The organism is Pseudomonas sp. PF05, from assembly GCF_056521845.1.
The window spans coordinates 85,536-103,982 of sequence record NZ_JBWLPW010000015.1 but is presented as its reverse complement, the minus strand read 5'-3'; the positions used below and the strand labels follow the sequence as shown (position 1 = coordinate 103,982).

Below are 18,447 nucleotides of genomic sequence, written 5' to 3'. Positions count from 1 at the left end.
AACACTTAAACGAGAACATAATTATGCTTTTTCCCCGTAAACCTTTTGCTTCGGTTTCCAAGCGTCACTTGCTGATGGTCGCTGTCGGCTTCAGCACCGTACTGACTGGTTGCGCCACGTCGCCGACGTCCAAGGTCGCGTCGAGCACCAAGGTCGAGTACTACCCGAACTGCTACGAGCCGGTGCAACACTTGCGCGCCACCGAAGGCAACATGACCAAGTCGGTCATCACCGGTGCGGCCGTGGGTGCGGTCGGTGGTGCACTGTTGGGCGTCCTGACTGCCGACAAGGAAGACCGTGGCCGCAACGCCGCCATCGGTGCCGCGGGCGGCGCGTTGGCCGGTGGTGCAACCGGTTACTACACCGAGCGCCAGAAGCAGATCGCCGATGACAACCAGCGCATCGCGTCCTACGCCACCGACGTCAACAAAAGCGTCTCCGACATCGACCGCAGCACCGCCTACGCCAAGACGTCGCAGCAGTGCTACCAGAACGCGTTCAGCAAACTGGTTGCCGACCGCAAGGCCAAGACTGTCAACGACACTGAAGGCCGCAAGCGCCTGGCGGAAATCGTCTCTGGTTTGAAAGAGTCGAACGACCTGATCGTTGCGGTCAACGGCAAAGCGTCCGAAGACTTGAACAACTACACCCAGGCTTACGAGAAAGATCTGCAGCAAGTGGGCGTGCAGCGTACTGACGTGGTGACCGTGGCTACCGCCGAAACCAAGCAGGTTGTGGCGTCGTCCAAGACCAAGACCAAGAAAGCCACGAAGCCGGCGAAAAAACCGGTGCTGCCAACCGTGCCGAAAGAAGCGGTGACCACCGAGAAAACCCTGCAGACTGCCAAGGCCAAGCAGGATGAAAGCAAGCAGGTTGCCAGTGCCGGTACCAGCCAGGTCAACAGCATGTGCAAAAACCCGGACCTGGGCGACTGGGCACCGGTTCCTTGCCCGAATGTTTGATTGAGTGAGGGCGGCTGATCGTTGATCAGCAGCTAAAACCTGTGGGAGCGAGCCTGCTCGCGATAGCGTTGGTTCAGTTGGCATCTATGTTGACTGACCCGCCGTCATCGCGAGCAAGTTCGCTCCCACAGTTGTTTTGTGCTGGCTGAAATATCTGCGCCAAGCCCCTATCCCCTGTGGGAGCAAAGCTTGCTCGCGATGGCGTCGGCACAGCTTGCATCAAAGCTATGCGCTACCCCTCGGTCCCAGGCGCCGACATCTCCTTGGTTTCCAGATGATCCAACGCCCGCTCAACCAACAACTGCACCCCATCGGCCATGCGACTGATCGCCAGGGCCACGCAGCGGCGTGAGTCGTCCACATCGTCAGCCAGGTCGGCGGCGATGGTGCTGATGGGCAGTCTTCGGAGGCGTTGGCGAGCGGGTTTCGGTGTCGATGTGGGGGGCGACGATGAACAACTGGGTGCTGTCAGGTTCGGGCGGTGAGTCGGGCTTGGGGTTGAGCTATTAGTCGAGGGCGCGGGTGGCAGCGTCATCGAGCCGTTTTTCTTCGAGGATTTCGACGCGGGATTTGCGTTGGTTTTGCGGCGGATTCGGAGTTGCTTTGAACATGATTAATTACCCGATATGTAATTGATTGGAAGCTGACACCTCTCGTTGCACCGAAGAAGGTGGCAGCTGTGCGCGGGTGTGCAAGACCGGGCATATCGGACCCCGGCAGACCTCGAGAGTCTCCCGCGCGCAGCCGCCATAAACGCACCAATATGAGCATGAGCCAATTGGTGTGGCAGTTCGCGCGCCGATATGTACCGGACTTGCACGTCCGGGTCACCGTTTTTTGCGATGACGAACAGAGGTTAGCGGCGTCCCAAAGCGCTGCCTAGTTCATGAACAGCCCGGCGTTTTGAAGGAAATGTCCGAGGAACAGGAGGGCAAAAAAATCAAAAGATCGCAGCCTTCGGCAGCTCCTACAGAAATCGATGTAGGAGCTGCCGAAGGCTGCGATCTTTTGATTTTTGGTTTCGTGACTTAGCGGTCATCTTTCGTGAAAACTAGCTTATCTTCCGGCAAAGAGATCCGATGATGGCGTTACGCCGCAGAATCGCTAAACTGCCAGCCATCGATCTTTTCTCACGAGGCTGTGCCCATGAAATTTCGTTTTCTGCTGTGGATGTTGGGATTGTTGATGGGCAAGGCCAGCCGGACCAATCCGGCGTTCCAGCAGCAGTTGGGCGACAAGGAGCTGGTGTTCCAGCTGCAAACCCTGGACGGTAAAGTCGCCCGGCATTTCACCGTGAGAAACCAGCGCATCACCAGCCAGTCGGGCACCTACCCGGAGCCTGCGTTCGCCATCGCCTTCAAGGACGCGGCCTATGGCTTCGCCACGATGCAGGCCAAGAACAAGCAACTGGCGTTCATGACGGGGATCCAGGACAAGTCGATCCAGATCAAGGGCAACCCGGCGCTGGTGATCTGGTTCCAGGGGTTGACCAAATACCTGAAGCCGAAGAAGGCTAAGAAGGTTTAGTCGAGTGGATTCTGTAGGAGCCAAGCCTTGTGGGAGCAAGCTTTGCTCCCACAGCTAAATCCGCTCGCCACAGTAGCTCAGTTGCCTGCATCAGCGGTCAGTGGCCGAACTGCGAAGCCAGCTCCCTCAGCAGCACTTCAGCCTCAAGCACCTTGCTGACCACGTCATTGGCTTTGTCTCGCGTCAAACCCACGCGCTCGAGCAGCGTTTCGGGGATTTCTTCATCCGGGCCGGTGCCGATGCCACGGGCGCGCAGCAGGCGCACGGCCAGGCACACCAGGTTCGGGTACTCGGCGTATTCGCCATCGTAGTGCGGGTCGTGCTGGAAGCGCAGGGCGGTGGCCAGTTCGTCGGGCATGTCCCAGTAGCGCATCAGCCAGGCGCCGATCTGTTCGCGACTGATGCCCAGCAGGTGCTGTTCCACGTAGCTGTGGCACAGGTGCGGGTTGACCTCCAGGTGTCGGCAGATCAACGAGAAGTGCGGCGGGAACACGTGGGCCAGCAGCAGGTAGCCGAAGTTGTGCAACAGGCCGGACAGGTAGGTCAGGCCGCCTTCGGGTCGCTGGGCGCGCGGCATGGCGCGGGTCAGGCCTTCAATGACGGCGGCGGTGTAGATCGACTGGTGCCAGTACGGCGTGGTGTGTTGCGGATGGTCCTTGGGCAGGCTCAGGGTCTTGCCCAGGGCCAGACCCAGCGCCAGGTTGATCACCAGGTCGAAGCCCAGGACCCGCACGATGGCGTCTTCCACTGAACGAATCTTGCCGGGTGATGCGTAGTAGGGCGATGCCGCCCAGCTCACCACTTGCGCGGCCAGGGCCGGGTCGGTTTCCACCACGCCGGTGATGTCATCGATGGTGGCGTCCGGGTCGACCCGCAGCTTGATGATTTTTTGTGCGGTTTCAGCCAGCGGCGGGATTTCGATGGTTTCTTCCAGCCGTTGCTGGATACGCCGGGCGGTGAACGCCTGCACAGCCTGGGTGATTTCCGCGCGGTCGTCGTGCGGGCGGTCCAGGTTGGGGGTGATGTTGCTCACGGCTTCGCCGAACGTCGCGGCGCTGGCCTTGGTGAGCATGGTCTTGAACGCTTCGCTGGTGACTTCCAGCAGCAGCCCCGGCTCGCCCGAGTTGATCAGCAACTTCGGCTCGCGCAGCAGGCTTTCTTCGTACAGGCATGGCGAGCTGGTCAGCGCCGGCAGGCCGGGCAGCAGGCTCAGGCTGTGTTTGCCGAGCATGCGCTCCAGGCGTTCGGTCGGTACTGCCGTGAGTTTGCGACCGGTGAGTTCGGCCAGGCGGTTGAGGTCCAGCAGCTGGCTTTGCGGAAACAGCACCATCAGCGCGCCAACGGCATCGTGCAGCAACACCGCCTGCACTTTGCGGGCTGGGTTCAGGCCGGGGCGTTCAAGCACTTCGTCAAAGCCGATGCCCAATTTATCGAGCAACAGCCGAATAACAGACGGAGCGTGCGGGGATTCGGGGGCGAGGGCAGCTTCTGTCATGGTCTGTATCCGTTTTCCTACAAGTTGGTCAGTATAACCAGCTTGTCCGGTACGCGCGTCCGGAAAACTGAGCGCGTGCTCACACTTGGCCGTATTGCTGCCCGTGACGCAGCCAGCGATCCAACAGCGGGCTGACGTGGTCGGGCCAGCGCTCCAGCAGCGCCTGGGCGGCATCGCGTACGGCGGGGAGCAGGTCGGCGTCGCGCATCAGGTCGGCTACCTTGAATTGAAGCAGGCCGGTCTGGCGGGTGCCGAGCATTTCACCGGGGCCGCGCAATTCGAGGTCTTTTTCGGCGATGACGAAACCGTCGTTGGTTTCGCGCATGATGCCCAGTCGCTGCCGCCCAATCTGCGACAGCGGCGGGTGATACAGCAAGACGCAATGGCTGGCGGCGCTGCCCCGGCCCACCCGGCCGCGCAGTTGGTGCAGCTGCGCCAAGCCCAGGCGCTCGGGGTTTTCGATGATCATCAGGCTGGCATTGGGCACGTCGACGCCGACCTCGATCACCGTGGTGGCAACCAAAAGTTGCAGGGCGCCGGCCTTGAATTCAGCCATGACGGCGGCTTTCTCGGCGGGTTTCATGCGGCCATGGATCAGCCCGACCTTCAACTCGCCGAGGGCGGCGGTGAGGTCTTCATAGGTGGTTTCGGCCGCCTGGCAGGTCAGTTCTTCCGACTCTTCGATCAGCGTGCACACCCAATAAGCCTGCCGCCCTTCGGCGCAGGCGCTGCGCACACGCTCGATCACTTCGACCCGACGGGTATCGGTGACCAGCACGGTATTGACCGGCGTGCGGCCGGGAGGCAGTTCGTCGAGGATCGAGGTGTCGAGGTCGGCGTAGGCGCTCATCGCCAGGGTCCGCGGGATCGGCGTCGCGGTCATGATCAGTTGATGAGGGCACATCCGCCCACCGACGCCTTTCTGCCGCAGGGCCAGGCGCTGTTGCACGCCGAAGCGGTGTTGTTCGTCGATGATCACCAAGGCCAGGTTCTTGAACTGCACTTCGTCCTGGAACAGCGCATGGGTGCCGACCACCATGGGGGCGCCTTCGGCGATCTGTGCCAGGGCGGCGGCGCGGTTCTTGCCCTTGAGCTTGCCGGCCAGCCAGGCGACTTCGATGCCCAACGGTTCGAGCCAGCGTTGGAAGGTGATGAAATGTTGTTCGGCAAGGATCTCGGTGGGCGCCATCAACGCTACCTGATAACCGGCCTCTAAGGCCTGCAGCGCGGCGAGGGCGGCGACCACGGTCTTGCCGGCGCCGACATCGCCCTGGATGAGCCGCAGCATCGGTTCGGGCTGGCTCAGGTCGTAGGCGATTTCGTTGCCGACCCGTTGCTGGGCGCCCGTTGGGGTAAAGCCGAGGTTGGCCAAGTAGCGAGCCGGCAGCTCCCGGGCCTTGGGCATGGCCGGGGCGCGCAGGGAACGCAGGCTTTCGCGCAGGCGTTGCTGGGACAGTTGATGCGTCAGCAGTTCTTCGAATGCCAGGCGATGCTGGGCCCAGTGATGGCCGAGAGCGAGTTCGTCCACGTCGGCATCGGCGGGCGGATGGTGCAGGTAGCGGATCGCATCGGCCAACGGCGCCAGGTGGTAATCCCGGGCCAGTTCCGTGGGCAGCCAGTCGGGCAGGCTGCTGGGGCCGAGCAGGGTCAGGGTTTGCTGGCAGAGCTGGCGCAGGCGTTGCTGGGTCAGGCCTTCGGTGAGCGGATAGACCGGGGTCAGGGTTTCATCCACAGGCGGCGGTTCGTCACCGGTGATGCTGCGGTATTCCGGGTGATAGATTTCCAGCCCCGAAGCCCCGGGCCGTGCCTCGCCGTAGCAGCGCACGCGGGTACCACGCTTGAGGCCTTCCTTTTGTGCATTGCTGAAATGGTAGAAGCGCAGGCTGAGCCCGCCGGTGCCGTCCTGCAAGCGCACCACCAGGCTGCGACGGCGGCCCATGACCACGTCGGCGCCGCTGACGGTGCCTTCGATCACCGCATCCTGCCCCGGGCGCAAATGGCCGATGGGCACCACACGGGTGCGGTCCTGGTAGCGCAGCGGCAGGTGGAACAGTACGTCCTGGAGGTTTTCCAGGCCGACCTTGGCCAGTTTCTCGGCCATGGCTTCACCGACACCCTTGAGTGCCGTGACCGGCACTTTCGACAGCTCAGTCATGGCCGTGGCTTACTTGCCGGCAGGCGGCTTGGCCACGGAGCACAGGCGGATCGAGTCGGCGAGGATCTCGATGGCCTTGGGCCGCGGGAAACTGGCGCGCCAGGCGATGGCGACGGTGCGGAACGGCACGGGCGGCGTCAGCGGGCGGACTTCGATCACGCCCGGGGAGTAATGATGGCTGTCCACTGCCGACAGCGGCAGGATCGAAATGCCCAGGCCGGAAGCGACCATGTGGCGGATGGTTTCCAGGGAGCTGGATTCCACCGTGGTGTGCTTGGCACCTTCGCTGCCCTTGGCCAGGGTCGGGCAGGCTTCGAGCACCTGGTCGCGGAAGCAGTGGCCTTCGCCAAGCAACAGCAGGCTCTTGTCGTTGAGCAGGGCGGCGTCGATGGTTTTTTTCTGGGTCCAGGGGTGCTGGGCCGGCATCAGGACGTAGAACGGTTCGTCGTAGAGCGGCAGGGTCAGGACATCGGCTTCGTTGAACGGCAGGGCGATGATGATCGCGTCCAGCTCGCCGTTGCGCAGCTTGTCGCGCAGCACGTGGGTGAAGTTTTCTTCGATGTACAACGGCATCTGCGGGGCGACCCGGTGCAGTTGCGGAATCAGGTGCGGGAACAGGTACGGGCCGACGGTGTAGATCGCGCCGACTTTCAGCGGGGCAGTCAGTTGGTTCTTGCCGGCCTGGGCCAATTCGCGAATGCCCTGGGCCTGCTCCAGGACCTTCTGCGCCTGGGCCACGATGCCTTCGCCCACGGGGGTCAGGCGCACCGCGCTCTTACTGCGCTCGAAAATCAGCACACCGAGTTCGTCTTCAAGCTTTTTCACACCCACCGACAGCGTCGGCTGGCTGACATGGCAACGCTCGGCCGCATGGCCGAAATGCTGCTCTTGGGCGAGGGTCACGATGTAGCGTAATTCTGTGAGGGTCATGGCGAGCGTCCGTGAAGTTGCGAGCCAAGCATACCGGCTGCAATCGATAGACGCACGTTATCAGACTGGGGGTGCGGTGTGACACTGTCCAATGTCTGTCGGGTCGTTGCCGGATATGAAAAAGGCATCTTTCGATGCCTTCCTGTTGGTTGTACCCATTGTGGCGACGGAACCAGCTCCCGCTGGTCTCTGTAGGAGCTGGCGAAGCCTGCGATCTTTTGATCTTGATCTTTCACTTGGGATTCAAGCGTCTTTGGAAAGATCGCAGCCTCGCTCCGCTCGACAGCTCAGGCCCCAGCGGGAGCAAGCTCCCTCGCCACAGGATTCATCATGCCATCGGGGTGCCAGGTCTGGATCAACGCCGGCGCTTGTCGATGGAGTACACGAACGGCGCCGTCAGTTCGATGGTGCCGTTGGTCAGCAGCTCCGCTGGCGGCTTGGGCAGCGGTTGGGCGCGGCGGATCATTTCCAGGGTGGCCCGGTCCAGGGAGTCCGTGCCGGAGCTGCCCACCAGTTCGAACGACAACACGTTGCCTTCGGCATCTACCACGAAGCGCAGGCGGTTGGTGCCTTCCTTGTTCATCTGCTGGGCCCTGTGCGGGTACTTCTTGTACTTGCCCAGGTGCGCCAGCAACGTGCCCTGCCAATTGGCCTTGGCCGCCGATTGCGCAGGCGACGGGCCGGGAGCCGGTTGCGCGGACTTCTCGGCCAGTGACTGGGTCGGCGGGGTGTCGCTGGGCTTTTGCTCCGAGGGCGGTTCTTTCGGCGGCTCGGGCTTTTTCTCCACCGGTTTGGGCTTGGGCGGTTGAGGCTTTGGCTTGGGCTTGACCGGCTTGGGCACGGAAATCTCCGGCTTCGGCGCTTCGGCAAGCTTGGGCAACGGCAATTCTTCGACCGGCTCGGGAGGTTGCGGCGGTGTGACGACTTTCGGCGGTGCCGGTGGCGGCGGCGCAGGCATCGGCGCCAGCTCGACCATCATCGCTTGGGGAGGCAATTCGATGGGCGGGCGCGATGTCCAGTTCAGCGCCAGGGCGATGGCGAGCGCATGCACGCCCAGCACCACCACCAGGCTAGTGCTGTAACGCATCAGCTTTTGGCGCGTCGTGATCATTTCTGCGGCGCCGTCTCGAGTCCGACCAGGCCGACCTTCAGGTAGCCGGCGCCCCGCAGCGCGTCCATCACGCTCATCAGGTCGCCATAGTCCACGCCTTTGTCGGCCTGGAAGAAGATCGTCGTGTCTTTCTTGCCCTGGGTCCTGGCGTCGAGGGTCGCGCCGAGGGTTTCGGCCTTGACCTCGTCTTCACCCAGGAACAGGCGCTGGTCGGCCTTGACGCTGAGGAACACCGGTTTCTCCGGCCGTGGCGAGGGCTTGGCCGTCGACGCCGGCAGGTCAACCTTGATGTCCACGGTGGCCAGCGGGGCGGCCACCATGAAGATGATCAACAGCACCAGCATCACGTCGATGAACGGCGTGACGTTGATTTCGTGGTTTTCGGCCAGATCGTCGTCTGCGCCTTCTTTCAAATGCAGGCCCATGGCCGATTACCCCACTTTCACCATGTGCGGTTGCGAGCCACGCTCGGGCGGCAGGTGGTCGAGGTCGCGGCTGACCAGCAGCAGGACTTCGGCCGAGGCGTCGGAGACTTGGGCCTTGTAGCCGGCAATGGAGCGGGCGAAGACGTTGTAGATCACGACGGCCGGGATTGCCGCGACCAGTCCGAGCGCAGTCGCCAGCAGCGCTTCGGCGATGCCGGGGGCCACGACGGCGAGGTTGGTGGTCTGGGTCTTGGCGATGCCGATGAAGCTGTTCATGATGCCCCATACGGTGCCGAACAGGCCGACGAACGGCGCGGTGGAGCCGATGGTGGCGAGCACGCCGGTGCCGCTGCTCATGTTGCGACCGCAGGCGGCGACCAGGCGCTCGAGACGGAAGCTCACGCGTTCCTTGATGCCTTCTTTCTCGCGGCTGTTGGCCGACAGGCGCATCTCTTCGAGGGCGTCATGCACCAGCAGGTTGGCAAGAGTGCCTGCCTTCGCGGCGCTGGCGCTGGCTTCCTTGAGGGTGGTGGCTTTTTTCAGGGCGGCGATTTCACCGCGCAAGCGACGCTTGGCACCCAGCAGCTCGAAGCCTTTGGCGATCCAGATGGTCCAGGTGATGATCGAGGCGATGGCCAGGCCGATCATCACGATTTTCACGATGATGTCAGCGTTCTTGTACATGCCCCATGGCGACAGGTCGTGGGCCATGCCCAGGGAGTTGTCGGCGTTTTGCTGCTCTTGTTCCATCAGCTCGGCCGTTTCGCCGAGCTCGGACAACGCCTTTTGGACTTCCGGAGGAAGTGACGAGGTGTCCACACTGCCGTCAGGGTTGCGCGGTACGTTCGGCGTGGCGCTTGCAGCGGGTTCGTTAGTGGCTGTGGGAGCGGAGGCTTGATCAGCGAACGCGGCGGCAGGTGCCAGCAGCAGGCTGAACAGCAGGGCGGCTACCGTGCTCCAGGCACGAGGTCGATTGGTTGGCGAAGCGGGGGATAGAGAGCGTTTCATGCTGGCCGGACCTGAGAGAAAAAAGAAGGTTGATGTTCTTCCAGGCCTCGTGGGCCGAGAACAAAAGTGGTGGGCATTATTGCAATTAATTCTTGTTAACAAAAGTAATACAGTAACTTTTTTTCTCACATGGCTAGCCGCTCGTCCCCCACGGAGGCTAGTCTGCGGCTTTGCCAGAGGAGTTCATGATGTCCGCGCCTTCTGTTTTGATCGCCGGCTGCGGTGATATCGGCGGCCGCCTGGCCAGCCGGTTAGTGGCCGAACAATGGCAAGTCCATGGCCTGCGGCGCACGGTTTCGAACCTGCCGGCGGGCGTCATCGGGGTGGCGGGGGATTTGTTCAGCGAGCAATGTCCTACCGACTGGCCCACCGGGTCGCTGGATTACCTGGTGTACAGCGCTGCCGCCACCGACCATGACGAAGCGGGTTATCGCACGGCTTATGTCGAGGGGTTGCAGCATGTGTTGAGCTGGTTGAAGCAGCATGGGCAGCAGCCCAAGCGTCTGCTTTTTGTGTCCAGCAGCAGTGTTTATGGGCAACAGCAGGGCGAATGGGTGGATGAAGCCTCGCCAACCGTGGCCGGCGGGTATTCCGGTCGGCTGATGCTCGAAGCCGAGCAAGTGGCCCTGGACAGCGGCATCCCGGCCAGCCGCGTGCGCCTGACCGGTATCTATGGGCCGGGTCGAGAGTGGTTGCTGAGCCAGGTGCGCCAAGGGTATCGCGTCGTGATCGACCCGCCGCTCTACGCCAATCGCATCCACGCCGACGATGCGGCCGGCTTGCTGGCGTTCCTGCTGGAGGCCGATCGCCAGGGCCGGGTGCTGGACGATTGCTACATCGGCGTCGACGACGCCCCTGCGCCGCTGGCCGAGGTGGTGGGCTGGTTGCGTGAATACATGGGCGTCACCCAGTGGGCCGAAGACGCCAGCGTGCGGCGTGCCGGCAGCAAGCGCTGCAGCAATGCCCGGGCGAAGGCCTTGGGCTGGACGCCGCGTTATCCGAGTTTTCGCGAGGGGTATGCAGCGATTCTGGAAGGGCGCTGCTGACTGACGGTCAGCCCAAAGCAAACTGTGGGAACGGGCCTGTGGGAGCAAAGCTTGCTCGCGATGACGTCGCCACATACAACATTTCTGTTGGCTGTAGAACCGCTATCGCGAGCAAGCTTTGCTCCCACAGGTCCACTCCTACAGGGTATTCGCACTACTGCTTTTCAAGTACCCACTTACGATCACCCGGCGTGAACGACGGCATTTCATCGGCCAGCGCCGCGTTGACGGTCTGGAAGATTTCCAGCTTCTTGCCGTCGCGGGTAAAGATCCAGGGATTGCCCTGGCCGTTCTGCTGCAGCCAGATGTTGTCGTTGCCACCGCTCATGGAGGCGCAATCGCCGGCCAGGCACAAGGCGTAGCGATCGGCCCCCGGCAGGCCGCTGACCTGGCCGTCGGGCTGGAATTGCACGGTAGCGCCCTGGCCGGGGCCGCTGGCGATGTTCCAGGTGCCGCCAAGGTAGGCGGCATACAGCGCGCGCTCGAAACTGGCGCCGATGGGCGCGCCTTCCGGTACCTGGACTTGTGCGCGATCGAACACCTGCTGCGGTTCGTTCTCGGTGGCGGCCTGGCTCAACTGGTCGCCGTCGCGCTTGAGTTCGCTGGCGGAGCTGCCGTAGAAATCGACTTTCCAGGTGCCGTCTTCTTCGCCCAGCAATTTGCCTTCGACGTTTTCAAAGCCGTTGGTGTAGCGCGCCTGGCCGGCCCGGGTGTTGACGTCCCATTCCAGGTTCGGGCCATAGCCCTGCAATGCCTCGCGAAGCGGGCCACCCTTGGCGGCAGCGTCGATGGCGGCCTGGTTGATCCAGGTACCGCTGATGTCACGGTCGGCAGGGTCGCTGGCGCAGCCGGCCAGCAGGAGGGCGAGCAGGGGGAGAGCAAGCGCTTTGCGCATGGTGGAATCCTTTCAAAACGAAAACGGCGCAGCGGGGGACGCTGCGCCGACCTGTTTACTCGATGACCAGGATGGCATCCATCTCGACCTGCGAACCCTTTGGCAGGGCGGCCACGCCAATGGCGGCGCGGGCAGGGTAAGGCTGGTCGAAGTACTTGCCCATGATCTCGTTGACCTTGGCGAAGTGGCTCAAGTCGGTGAGGAAGATGTTGAGCTTGACGATGTCCTTGAACGAGCCACCGGCAGCTTCGGCCACGGCCTTGAGGTTTTCGAACACCTGCACGGTCTGGGCTTCGAAGCCTTCAACCAGTTCCATGGTCTTGGGGTCCAGTGGGATCTGGCCGGACATGTACACGGTGTTGCCGGCCTTGATCGCCTGGGAATAGGTACCGATGGCGGCCGGGGCCTTGTCGCTGGTGATAACGGTCTTGGTCATTGATGACTCCTTGTAAGGAATAGGGGGGCTATTTGAGGAGCTATGCGCGCATGCGGGTGATGCGGATGACGCCGGTCAGGGCGCGCAGTTTCTTGATCACGCGGGCCAGGTGCACACGGTCGTGCACGCTGACCACCAATTGGACGACGCTGATGCGGCCATCGCGTTCGTCCATGCTGATTTTTTCGATATTGCCGTCGGCGGCGTTGACGCTGCTGGCCAGCAGGGCGATCAGGCCACGCTGGTGCTCCAGCTCGACCCGCAGCTCGACGTTGAATTCGCCGGTGACATCCTTGGCCCAGGAGAGCTGGATGCATTTTTCCGGGTTGTGGCGGATTTCACTGATGTTGCGGCAGTTGTCCAGGTGCACCACCATCCCCTTGCCTGCGGACAGGTGGCCGACAATCGGGTCGCCCGGGATCGGCGTGCAGCACTTGGCATAGCTGAGCACCAGGCCTTCGGTGCCGCGAATCGCCAGCGGGCCTTCGGGGCTTGGCAATTGTTCGCCTTCGCCGAGCAGGCGGCGGGCGACGACATAGGCCATGCGATTGCCCAGCCCGATGTCTTCGAGCAGGTCTTCGATCAGTTCGAGGCGGTATTCGTGGAGCATTACCTGCACACGTTCGGCCGGGATCTTGTCCAGCGAGCTGTCGAAACCGTTCAGCACCTTGTTCAGCAGGCGTTCGCCGAGGCTGATGGATTCGGAGCGGCGTTGCAGTTTCAAGGCGTGCCGGATGTGTGTGCGGGCCTTGCCCGTGACCACGAAATTGAGCCACGCCGGATTGGGCCGTGCGCCCGGAGCGCTGACGATTTCCACCGTGGAACCGCTTTGCAGCGGTTCGGACAACGGTGCCAGGCGACGGTTGATGCGACAGGCGATGCAGCTGTTGCCGACGTCGGTGTGCACGGCATAGGCAAAGTCCACGGCCGTGGAGCCTTTGGGCAGCTCCATGATCCGGCCCTTGGGCGTGAAGACGTAGACCTCGTCCGGAAACAGGTCGATCTTCACGCTCTCGATGAATTCCAGGGAGTTGCCGGCGCGCTGCTGCATTTCCAGCACACCCTTGACCCACTGCCGGGCCCGGGCGTGGGTGCTCTTGGGTTGTTCGTCGCCGCTGGATTTGTAGAGCCAATGGGCGGCGATGCCGTTGTTGGCCATCTCTTCCATTTCACGGGTGCGGATCTGGATTTCGATCGGTACGCCGTGCATGCCGAACAACGTGGTGTGCAGCGATTGATAGCCGTTGGCCTTGGGGATCGCAATGTAATCCTTGAAGCGCCCCGGCAATGGTTTGTACAAATTATGTACAGCGCCCAGCACGCGGTAGCAGGTATCGACCTTGTCGACGATGATCCGGAACGCGTAGACGTCCATGATCTCGTTGAAGGCCCGACGCTTGCCGCGCATTTTCTTGTAGATGCCGTAGAGGTGTTTCTGCCGCCCGCTGACTTCGCCGTCGATGCCGTCGATAGCCAGGCAGTGGCTCAGGGACTCTTCGATCTTGTTGACGATTTCCTTGCGGTTGCCCCGGGCGCGTTTGACGGCCTGGTTGATCCGCGCCGAACGCATCGGGTGCATGGCCTTGAAGCCCAGGTCTTCGAACTCGATGCGGATCGCGTGCATGCCCAGGCGGTTGGCGATGGGCGCGTAGATTTCCAGGGTTTCCTTGGCGATGCGCCGACGTTTTTCGCCGGAGAGTACTTCCAGGGTGCGCATGTTGTGCAGGCGGTCGGCGAGCTTGACCAGGATCACGCGGATGTCGCGGGCCATGGCCATGGCCATTTTCTGGAAGTTCTCGGCCTGGGCCTCGGCCTTGGTCTCGAAGTTCATCTGGGTCAGCTTGCTGACCCCGTCGACCAGTTCGGCCACGGTTTCGCCGAACTGCGCTTGCAGCGCTTCCTTGGCAATGCCGGTGTCTTCGATCACGTCATGCAGCATCGCCGCCATCAGGCTCTGATGGTCCATGTGCATGTCGGCAAGAATATTCGCCACCGCAAGGGGGTGCGTGACGTACGCCTCGCCGCTGCGGCGGCGCTGGCCGTCGTGGGCTTGTTCGGCGTAGAAATAGGCTCGGCGGACCAGGTTGACCTGGTCCGTGCCGAGGTAGGCCGATAAGCGATCGGCGAGGGCGTCTATGCTCGGCATGATGACTCCTGCCGTTTGCTGTGACCCCGCGCCGTGCTACGTCGACCAGGCATAGGCTTAGACCGCCTCGTTGGACTCGTCCTCGAACGCTGCGAACAGCGGTTCGTCTTCGACGATTTCAGCGTTGGCGATGAACTCGTAGCTCATCAGGCCTTCGGCGATTTCACGCAGCGCTACTACGGTAGGCTTGTCGTTTTCCCACTGGACCAATGGCTCTTTGCCGCCGGTGGCCAGTTGACGGGCACGCTTGGTAGAGAGCATGACCAGCTCAAAGCGGTTTTCCACGTGTTCTAGGCAGTCTTCAACGGTTACGCGGGCCATGGTATTCCTCGGAGCGAATGCAATATGCGCGCTGCCCGGTTGGGCGAGCGGACTCGACAGTTTAAAAAAACACCAGCGTTTAGGGAAGCGCTGATTTTTTGACCAAGCCCCTCGGCGCGCTGCGAGTACCAATGTAAAGCCGTCGCAGCGGTTTTGGGAAGGGCTGTTCAGCCCAGCAATTCGGCCAATAATTTGCCGAAACGTTGCTGTTGGCGTTTCTGCTGCAACTGGCTGGCGCGGAAAATCGCCTTCAGGTCGTCCAGCGCGTGGGCGAAATCGTCGTTGATGATCAGGTAATCATAGTCGACGTAGTGACTCATTTCGCTGACCGCTTCGCGCATCCGGCCTTCAATGATTTCGTCACTGTCCTGGCCACGGTTGGTCAGGCGCTGGCGCAAGGCTTGCTGGCTTGGCGGGAGGATGAAGATCGAACGGGCCTGGGGCATCAGCTTGCGCACCTGCTCGGCGCCTTGCCAGTCGATTTCCAGGATCAGGTCGTGGCCTTCGTCCAGGGTCTGCTGCAGATAGCTTTGCGAAGTGCCATAGAGGTTGCCGAAGACTTCGGCACGCTCCAGGAAATCACCATGCTCAGCCATCTTCACGAACTCTTCGCGGTCGACGAAGTGATAGTTCACGCCGTTCACTTCGCCCGGGCGCATGGCGCGGGTGGTGTGCGAGACCGAGACGCGGATCTGCGGCTCGGCGTCGATCAGCGCCTTGACCAGGCTGGTCTTGCCGGCGCCCGAGGGCGCGGAAATGATGTAGAGAGTGCCGGTGCTGTGGGTCATGTCGGGTTAGCCTTACTCAATGTTCTGCACTTGTTCACGCATTTGTTCGATCAACACCTTGAGGTTGACCGCCGCCTGGGTGCTGCGCGGGTCGAAGGCCTTGGAGCCCAGTGTGTTGGCTTCGCGGTTGAGTTCCTGCATCAGGAAGTCCAGGCGGCGACCGGCCGCACCGCCGGACTTGAGCACCCGGCGAACTTCGATGATGTGGGTGCTCAGGCGATCCAGTTCTTCGGCCACGTCGCTCTTTTGCGCGAGCATGACCATTTCCTGTTCCAGGCGTTGCGGATCCAGCTCGGCCTTCATGTCGGTGAAGCGGTCGAGGATTTTCTGGCGCTGGGTGGCGAGCATCTGCGGGACCAGTTCGCGCAGGGTGCTGACGTCTTCTTCAATGGAGGTCAGGCGCTCGTTGATCAGCCGGGCCAGCTCCGCGCCTTCGCGCTCGCGGCCGGCCTTGAGTTCTTTGAGACCTTCATTGAACAGCGCCATCGCCTCGGCGTTCAGCGCCTGCGGGTCATTCGCGTCCCCCACCAGCACGCCGGGCCAGGCCAGGACTTCCAGTGGGTTCAGGGCGGCGGGGTTCTTGATCAGGCTGGCGACGGTTTCGGCGGCGGCGACCAGTTGCGCGGCGCGTTCGCGGTCTACCTGAAGCGTCTTGCCGGTGCTTTCTTCGGTGAAGCGCAGGGTGCATTCCAGCTTGCCCCGGGACAGGCCCTGGCGCAGTGCTTCGCGCACGCCGCCTTCCAGGTCGCGGAAAGACTCGGGCAGGCGCAGGTGCGGCTCCAGGTAGCGGCTGTTGACCGAGCGCAGTTCCCAGCTCAGCGTGCCTTGGGCCCCGGCTTTTTCGACGCGGGCGAAGGCGGTCATGCTGTGCACCATGGAGGTTCCTCGCAATGCAGGCCGGCACGACGGTGGTCGCGGGCCTGGGATCTGTAAATTAAAAGCCCAAGGGCAGCAAAGGCGCAGGATTGTAGCGCAGTGAGGCGTATGCCCCAACCGCGCTTGCGACAAAGCGCAGCAGCCCGTCGGGCGGGGCTTTGCGCGGCTTCGCTTGCGCCGGCTTTTCTTGCGGCGCTACGTTTAACTGCCCTCTGACGATTCACGGCTCTATAATGCTCGGCAGTTTTCCGTCCTCTGTACAGGTATTCCCTATGAAACGTCCAAGTGGTCGCGCTGCCGATCAGCTTCGCTCGATCCGCATTACCCGCAACTACACCAAACACGCCGAGGGATCTGTACTGGTCGAATTCGGTGATACCAAAGTCATCTGCACGGTCAGCGTCGAAAACGGCGTGCCACGGTTCCTCAAGGGCCAGGGTCAAGGCTGGCTGACCGCTGAATACGGCATGCTGCCGCGCGCCACTGGTGAGCGCAATCAACGTGAGGCCAGCCGTGGCAAGCAGGGCGGCCGTACCCTGGAAATCCAACGTTTGATCGGCCGTTCGCTGCGTGCCGCGCTGGACATGTCCAAGTTGGGCGACGTGACGCTGTATGTAGATTGCGATGTGATCCAGGCTGACGGCGGCACCCGTACCGCGTCCATTACCGGAGCCATGGTCGCACTGGTCGATGCCTTGAAAGTGATCAAGAAGCGCGGCGGCCTCAAGGGCGGCGACCCGCTCAAGCAAATGATCGCCGCGGTGTCCGTGGGCATGTACCAGGGCGAGCCGGTGCTGGACCTGGATTACCTGGAAGACTCCGCCGCCGAGACCGACCTGAACGTGGTCATGACCAGTGCCGGTGGTTTTATCGAAGTCCAGGGTACTGCCGAGGGCGCGCCGTTCCAGCCGGAAGAATTGAACGCTATGCTGGAGTTGGCGAAGAAAGGCATGAACGAGATATTCGAACTGCAAAAGGCCGCCTTGGCTGACTGATCGATCCCCGCTTCAAGACAAGGAGAGCGTCATGAGTGATGAGCAAATCCTGCTGCCCCAGCCGAGCAAAGAGGCGCGTCAATGGGCAATGTTTTGTCACCTGTCCGCCTTGTTGGGGATCTGGATTCCGTTCGGCACCCTGATCGGGCCGCTCGTGCTCTGGCAGCTCAAGCGTGAATCCGACCCGTTCATCGATGCCCAGGGCAAGGAAGCGCTGAACTTCCAGATTACCGTGGCGATTGCCTCGGCGATCTGCCTGTTGCTGATGGTCGTGGTGATCGGCTTCTTCCTGTTCGGCCTGGTGGCCATCGGTGCGCTGGTGCTGACCATTATTGGCGGCGTGAAGGCCAATGAAGGGCTGCCGTATAGGTATCCGTTTACCTGGCGCTTGGTCAAATAACAACCAGTAAAGACCTGTCCCTGTGGGAGCGAGCTTGCTCCCACAGTGGTTTTTCAGCGACATAAAAAAACCGACATTGCTGTCGGTTTTTTATGGGTACAAACGGTGCTTAGATGGTCAACGTCCAGTCGTAATCCACGATCAGCGGCGCGTGCTGCGAGAACCGTGGCTGACGCGGCAGGCGGGCGCTGCGTACGAAGCGGCGCAGCCCAGGCGTCAGCAACTGGTAGTCGAAACGCCAACCGAGGTTGAGCATTTCGGCCTGTTCGTTGTCCGGCCACCAGCTGTATTGGTCACCTTCACGGCTGACTTCACGCAGGGCGTCGACATAACCCATGTTGCCAATGATCTCGTCCATCCAGGCCCGTTCCGGCGCCAGGAAGCCAGGAGATTGTTGGCTGTCGCGCCAGTTCTTGATATCCAGCTTCTGTTGCGCCACGTACAGCGAGCCACAATAGATGTACTCGCGACGTTTGCGCCGCTGTTTATCCAGGTAACGGGCGAAGTCGTCCATCAACTTGAATTTCTGATTCAAATCTTCATCGCCGTTCTGCCCCGAAGGGAGCAGTAAGGTCGCGATGCTGACCTTGTCGAAATCGGCTTGCAGGTAGCGCCCGTAGCGGTCCGCCGTCTCGAAACCGAGACCGTTGATGACAGCCTTCGGTTGCAGCCGCGAGTACAAAGCCACGCCACCCTGGGCGGGGACTTCGGCATCGCAGGCATAAAGGAAGTAACCATCCAGTTGGAAGGCTGCATCGTCCAGTTCAAAGGCGGAGGCGCGGGTGTCCTGCAGGCAGATGACGTCGGCATTCTGTGCTTGCAGCCAACTGAGCAAACCACGCTCGACTGCAGCCTGAATACCATTGACGTTCACACTGATGATCCGCATAAATGGCCCCAAAAATCACGTGCGTGTATGATACACGCCGTG

18 protein-coding genes and 1 pseudogene are annotated in these 18,447 nt (G+C 61.9%); 5 read left to right on the top strand and 14 right to left on the bottom strand.

The genetic code is table 11. From position 1 onward, the window contains the following. The first annotated feature begins 23 nt into the window (after positions 1–23). Complete coding sequence (tagQ, locus tag AC09SL_RS22755) at positions 24–962, top strand: type VI secretion system-associated lipoprotein TagQ (RefSeq protein WP_058545754.1); 939 nt, start codon at positions 24–26, stop codon at positions 960–962. 232 nt (positions 963–1,194) lie between these two features. Here the strand turns inward: tagQ and AC09SL_RS22750 are convergent. Then, a pseudogene (locus AC09SL_RS22750) lies at positions 1,195–1,573 on the bottom strand (DUF6124 family protein). A 535-nt stretch (positions 1,574–2,108) separates the two neighbouring features. Here AC09SL_RS22750 and AC09SL_RS22745 point away from each other — a divergent pair. Further along, positions 2,109–2,489 carry a hypothetical protein gene (locus tag AC09SL_RS22745; protein ID WP_058545755.1) on the top strand — a complete coding sequence of 127 codons (381 nt, stop codon included), beginning with the start codon at positions 2,109–2,111 and terminating at the stop codon, positions 2,487–2,489. Positions 2,490–2,586: 97 nt separating this feature from the next. Here AC09SL_RS22745 and AC09SL_RS22740 read toward each other — a convergent pair whose 3' ends face one another. The 6 genes from AC09SL_RS22740 to exbB all read right to left on the bottom strand — a co-directional run bounded on the left by AC09SL_RS22740 (position 2,587) and on the right by exbB (position 9,613). Further along, positions 2,587–3,984, bottom strand: a complete 1,398-nt coding sequence (locus AC09SL_RS22740; RefSeq protein ID WP_058545756.1) for an aminoacyl-tRNA deacylase and HDOD domain-containing protein — start codon at positions 3,982–3,984, stop codon at positions 2,587–2,589. 79 nt (positions 3,985–4,063) lie between these two features. Beyond that, positions 4,064–6,139: an ATP-dependent DNA helicase RecG gene (gene recG, locus AC09SL_RS22735; RefSeq protein WP_058545757.1), complete on the bottom strand. Its 2,076-nt coding sequence runs from the start codon at positions 6,137–6,139 to the stop codon at positions 4,064–4,066. 9 nt (positions 6,140–6,148) lie between these two features. Further along, positions 6,149–7,069: a hydrogen peroxide-inducible genes activator gene (locus tag AC09SL_RS22730; protein WP_058545758.1), complete on the bottom strand. Its 921-nt coding sequence runs from the start codon at positions 7,067–7,069 to the stop codon at positions 6,149–6,151. 355 nt (positions 7,070–7,424) lie between these two features. After that, on the bottom strand, positions 7,425–8,180 hold the full coding sequence (locus AC09SL_RS22725) for an energy transducer TonB (protein ID WP_058545759.1): 756 nt from the start codon (positions 8,178–8,180) through the stop codon (positions 7,425–7,427). Then, positions 8,177–8,605, bottom strand: a complete 429-nt coding sequence (exbD, locus tag AC09SL_RS22720) for a TonB system transport protein ExbD (protein WP_058545760.1) — start codon at positions 8,603–8,605, stop codon at positions 8,177–8,179. The genes AC09SL_RS22725 and exbD overlap by 4 nt, the downstream gene beginning before the upstream one ends. A 6-nt stretch (positions 8,606–8,611) precedes the next feature. Further along, positions 8,612–9,613: a tonB-system energizer ExbB gene (gene exbB, locus AC09SL_RS22715; RefSeq protein WP_058545761.1), complete on the bottom strand. Its 1,002-nt coding sequence runs from the start codon at positions 9,611–9,613 to the stop codon at positions 8,612–8,614. A gap of 188 nt (positions 9,614–9,801) precedes the next feature. Between exbB and AC09SL_RS22710 the strand changes: the two genes are divergently transcribed. After that, positions 9,802–10,659, top strand: coding sequence for an SDR family oxidoreductase (locus tag AC09SL_RS22710; protein ID WP_058545762.1), 858 nt, complete (start codon positions 9,802–9,804; stop codon positions 10,657–10,659). A gap of 154 nt (positions 10,660–10,813) precedes the next feature. On the opposite strand, the gene AC09SL_RS22705 is transcribed toward AC09SL_RS22710, so the two are convergent. The 6 genes from AC09SL_RS22705 to AC09SL_RS22680 form a co-directional block, all read right to left on the bottom strand. Further along, positions 10,814–11,554: a hypothetical protein gene (locus AC09SL_RS22705; protein ID WP_058545763.1), complete on the bottom strand. Its 741-nt coding sequence runs from the start codon at positions 11,552–11,554 to the stop codon at positions 10,814–10,816. A gap of 55 nt (positions 11,555–11,609) precedes the next feature. After that, the gene (locus AC09SL_RS22700; RefSeq protein WP_003229509.1) at positions 11,610–11,990 is read right to left on the bottom strand and encodes a RidA family protein; all 381 of its coding nucleotides are present in this window, start codon (positions 11,988–11,990) and stop codon (positions 11,610–11,612) included. 40 nt (positions 11,991–12,030) lie between these two features. Continuing rightward, positions 12,031–14,136, bottom strand: a complete 2,106-nt coding sequence (gene spoT, locus AC09SL_RS22695) for a bifunctional GTP diphosphokinase/guanosine-3',5'-bis pyrophosphate 3'-pyrophosphohydrolase (RefSeq protein WP_058545764.1) — start codon at positions 14,134–14,136, stop codon at positions 12,031–12,033. A gap of 57 nt (positions 14,137–14,193) precedes the next feature. Further along, positions 14,194–14,457 (bottom strand): DNA-directed RNA polymerase subunit omega, encoded by a 264-nt coding sequence (gene rpoZ / locus AC09SL_RS22690; RefSeq protein WP_003177259.1) that lies wholly within the window; start codon positions 14,455–14,457, stop codon positions 14,194–14,196. A 167-nt stretch (positions 14,458–14,624) separates the two neighbouring features. Further along, positions 14,625–15,245 (bottom strand): guanylate kinase, encoded by a 621-nt coding sequence (gmk, locus tag AC09SL_RS22685; protein WP_053126561.1) that lies wholly within the window; start codon positions 15,243–15,245, stop codon positions 14,625–14,627. Between the two features lie 12 nt (positions 15,246–15,257). Beyond that, on the bottom strand, positions 15,258–16,121 hold the full coding sequence (locus tag AC09SL_RS22680; protein WP_058545765.1) for a YicC/YloC family endoribonuclease: 864 nt from the start codon (positions 16,119–16,121) through the stop codon (positions 15,258–15,260). Positions 16,122–16,393: 272 nt separating this feature from the next. Here AC09SL_RS22680 and rph point away from each other — a divergent pair, with 272 nt between their 5' ends. Together rph and AC09SL_RS22670 are read left to right on the top strand one after the other, a co-directional pair. After that, positions 16,394–17,116, top strand: coding sequence for a ribonuclease PH (gene rph, locus AC09SL_RS22675; RefSeq protein WP_003177262.1), 723 nt, complete (start codon positions 16,394–16,396; stop codon positions 17,114–17,116). A 31-nt stretch (positions 17,117–17,147) separates the two neighbouring features. Then, on the top strand, positions 17,148–17,516 hold the full coding sequence (locus AC09SL_RS22670; protein ID WP_058545766.1) for a DUF4870 domain-containing protein: 369 nt from the start codon (positions 17,148–17,150) through the stop codon (positions 17,514–17,516). A gap of 109 nt (positions 17,517–17,625) precedes the next feature. Here AC09SL_RS22670 and AC09SL_RS22665 read toward each other — a convergent pair whose 3' ends face one another. Then, positions 17,626–18,405, bottom strand: coding sequence for an exodeoxyribonuclease III (locus tag AC09SL_RS22665; RefSeq protein ID WP_013694557.1), 780 nt, complete (start codon positions 18,403–18,405; stop codon positions 17,626–17,628). Between the last annotated feature and the right edge of the window lie 42 nt (positions 18,406–18,447).

Bases quoted from the DNA above. Each gene is read 5' to 3' on its own strand.
- AC09SL_RS22680 (WP_058545765.1), bottom strand. From the start codon at position 16,121: ATGGTGCACAGCATGACCGCCTTCGCCCGCGTCGAAAAAGCCGGGGCC.
- spoT (WP_058545764.1), bottom strand. From the start codon at position 14,136: ATGCCGAGCATAGACGCCCTCGCCGATCGCTTATCGGCCTACCTCGGC.
- AC09SL_RS22665 (WP_013694557.1), bottom strand. From the start codon at position 18,405: ATGCGGATCATCAGTGTGAACGTCAATGGTATTCAGGCTGCAGTCGAG.
- recG (WP_058545757.1), bottom strand. From the start codon at position 6,139: ATGACTGAGCTGTCGAAAGTGCCGGTCACGGCACTCAAGGGTGTCGGT.
- AC09SL_RS22740 (WP_058545756.1), bottom strand. From the start codon at position 3,984: ATGACAGAAGCTGCCCTCGCCCCCGAATCCCCGCACGCTCCGTCTGTT.
- rpoZ (WP_003177259.1), bottom strand. From the start codon at position 14,457: ATGGCCCGCGTAACCGTTGAAGACTGCCTAGAACACGTGGAAAACCGC.
- rph (WP_003177262.1), top strand. From the start codon at position 16,394: ATGAAACGTCCAAGTGGTCGCGCTGCCGATCAGCTTCGCTCGATCCGC.
- exbD (WP_058545760.1), bottom strand. From the start codon at position 8,605: ATGGGCCTGCATTTGAAAGAAGGCGCAGACGACGATCTGGCCGAAAAC.
- AC09SL_RS22730 (WP_058545758.1), bottom strand. From the start codon at position 7,069: ATGACCCTCACAGAATTACGCTACATCGTGACCCTCGCCCAAGAGCAG.
- tagQ (WP_058545754.1), top strand. From the start codon at position 24: ATGCTTTTTCCCCGTAAACCTTTTGCTTCGGTTTCCAAGCGTCACTTG.
- AC09SL_RS22700 (WP_003229509.1), bottom strand. From the start codon at position 11,990: ATGACCAAGACCGTTATCACCAGCGACAAGGCCCCGGCCGCCATCGGT.
- AC09SL_RS22710 (WP_058545762.1), top strand. From the start codon at position 9,802: ATGTCCGCGCCTTCTGTTTTGATCGCCGGCTGCGGTGATATCGGCGGC.
- gmk (WP_053126561.1), bottom strand. From the start codon at position 15,245: ATGACCCACAGCACCGGCACTCTCTACATCATTTCCGCGCCCTCGGGC.
- AC09SL_RS22705 (WP_058545763.1), bottom strand. From the start codon at position 11,554: ATGCGCAAAGCGCTTGCTCTCCCCCTGCTCGCCCTCCTGCTGGCCGGC.
- AC09SL_RS22725 (WP_058545759.1), bottom strand. From the start codon at position 8,180: ATGATCACGACGCGCCAAAAGCTGATGCGTTACAGCACTAGCCTGGTG.
- AC09SL_RS22670 (WP_058545766.1), top strand. From the start codon at position 17,148: ATGAGTGATGAGCAAATCCTGCTGCCCCAGCCGAGCAAAGAGGCGCGT.
- AC09SL_RS22745 (WP_058545755.1), top strand. From the start codon at position 2,109: ATGAAATTTCGTTTTCTGCTGTGGATGTTGGGATTGTTGATGGGCAAG.
- exbB (WP_058545761.1), bottom strand. From the start codon at position 9,613: ATGAAACGCTCTCTATCCCCCGCTTCGCCAACCAATCGACCTCGTGCC.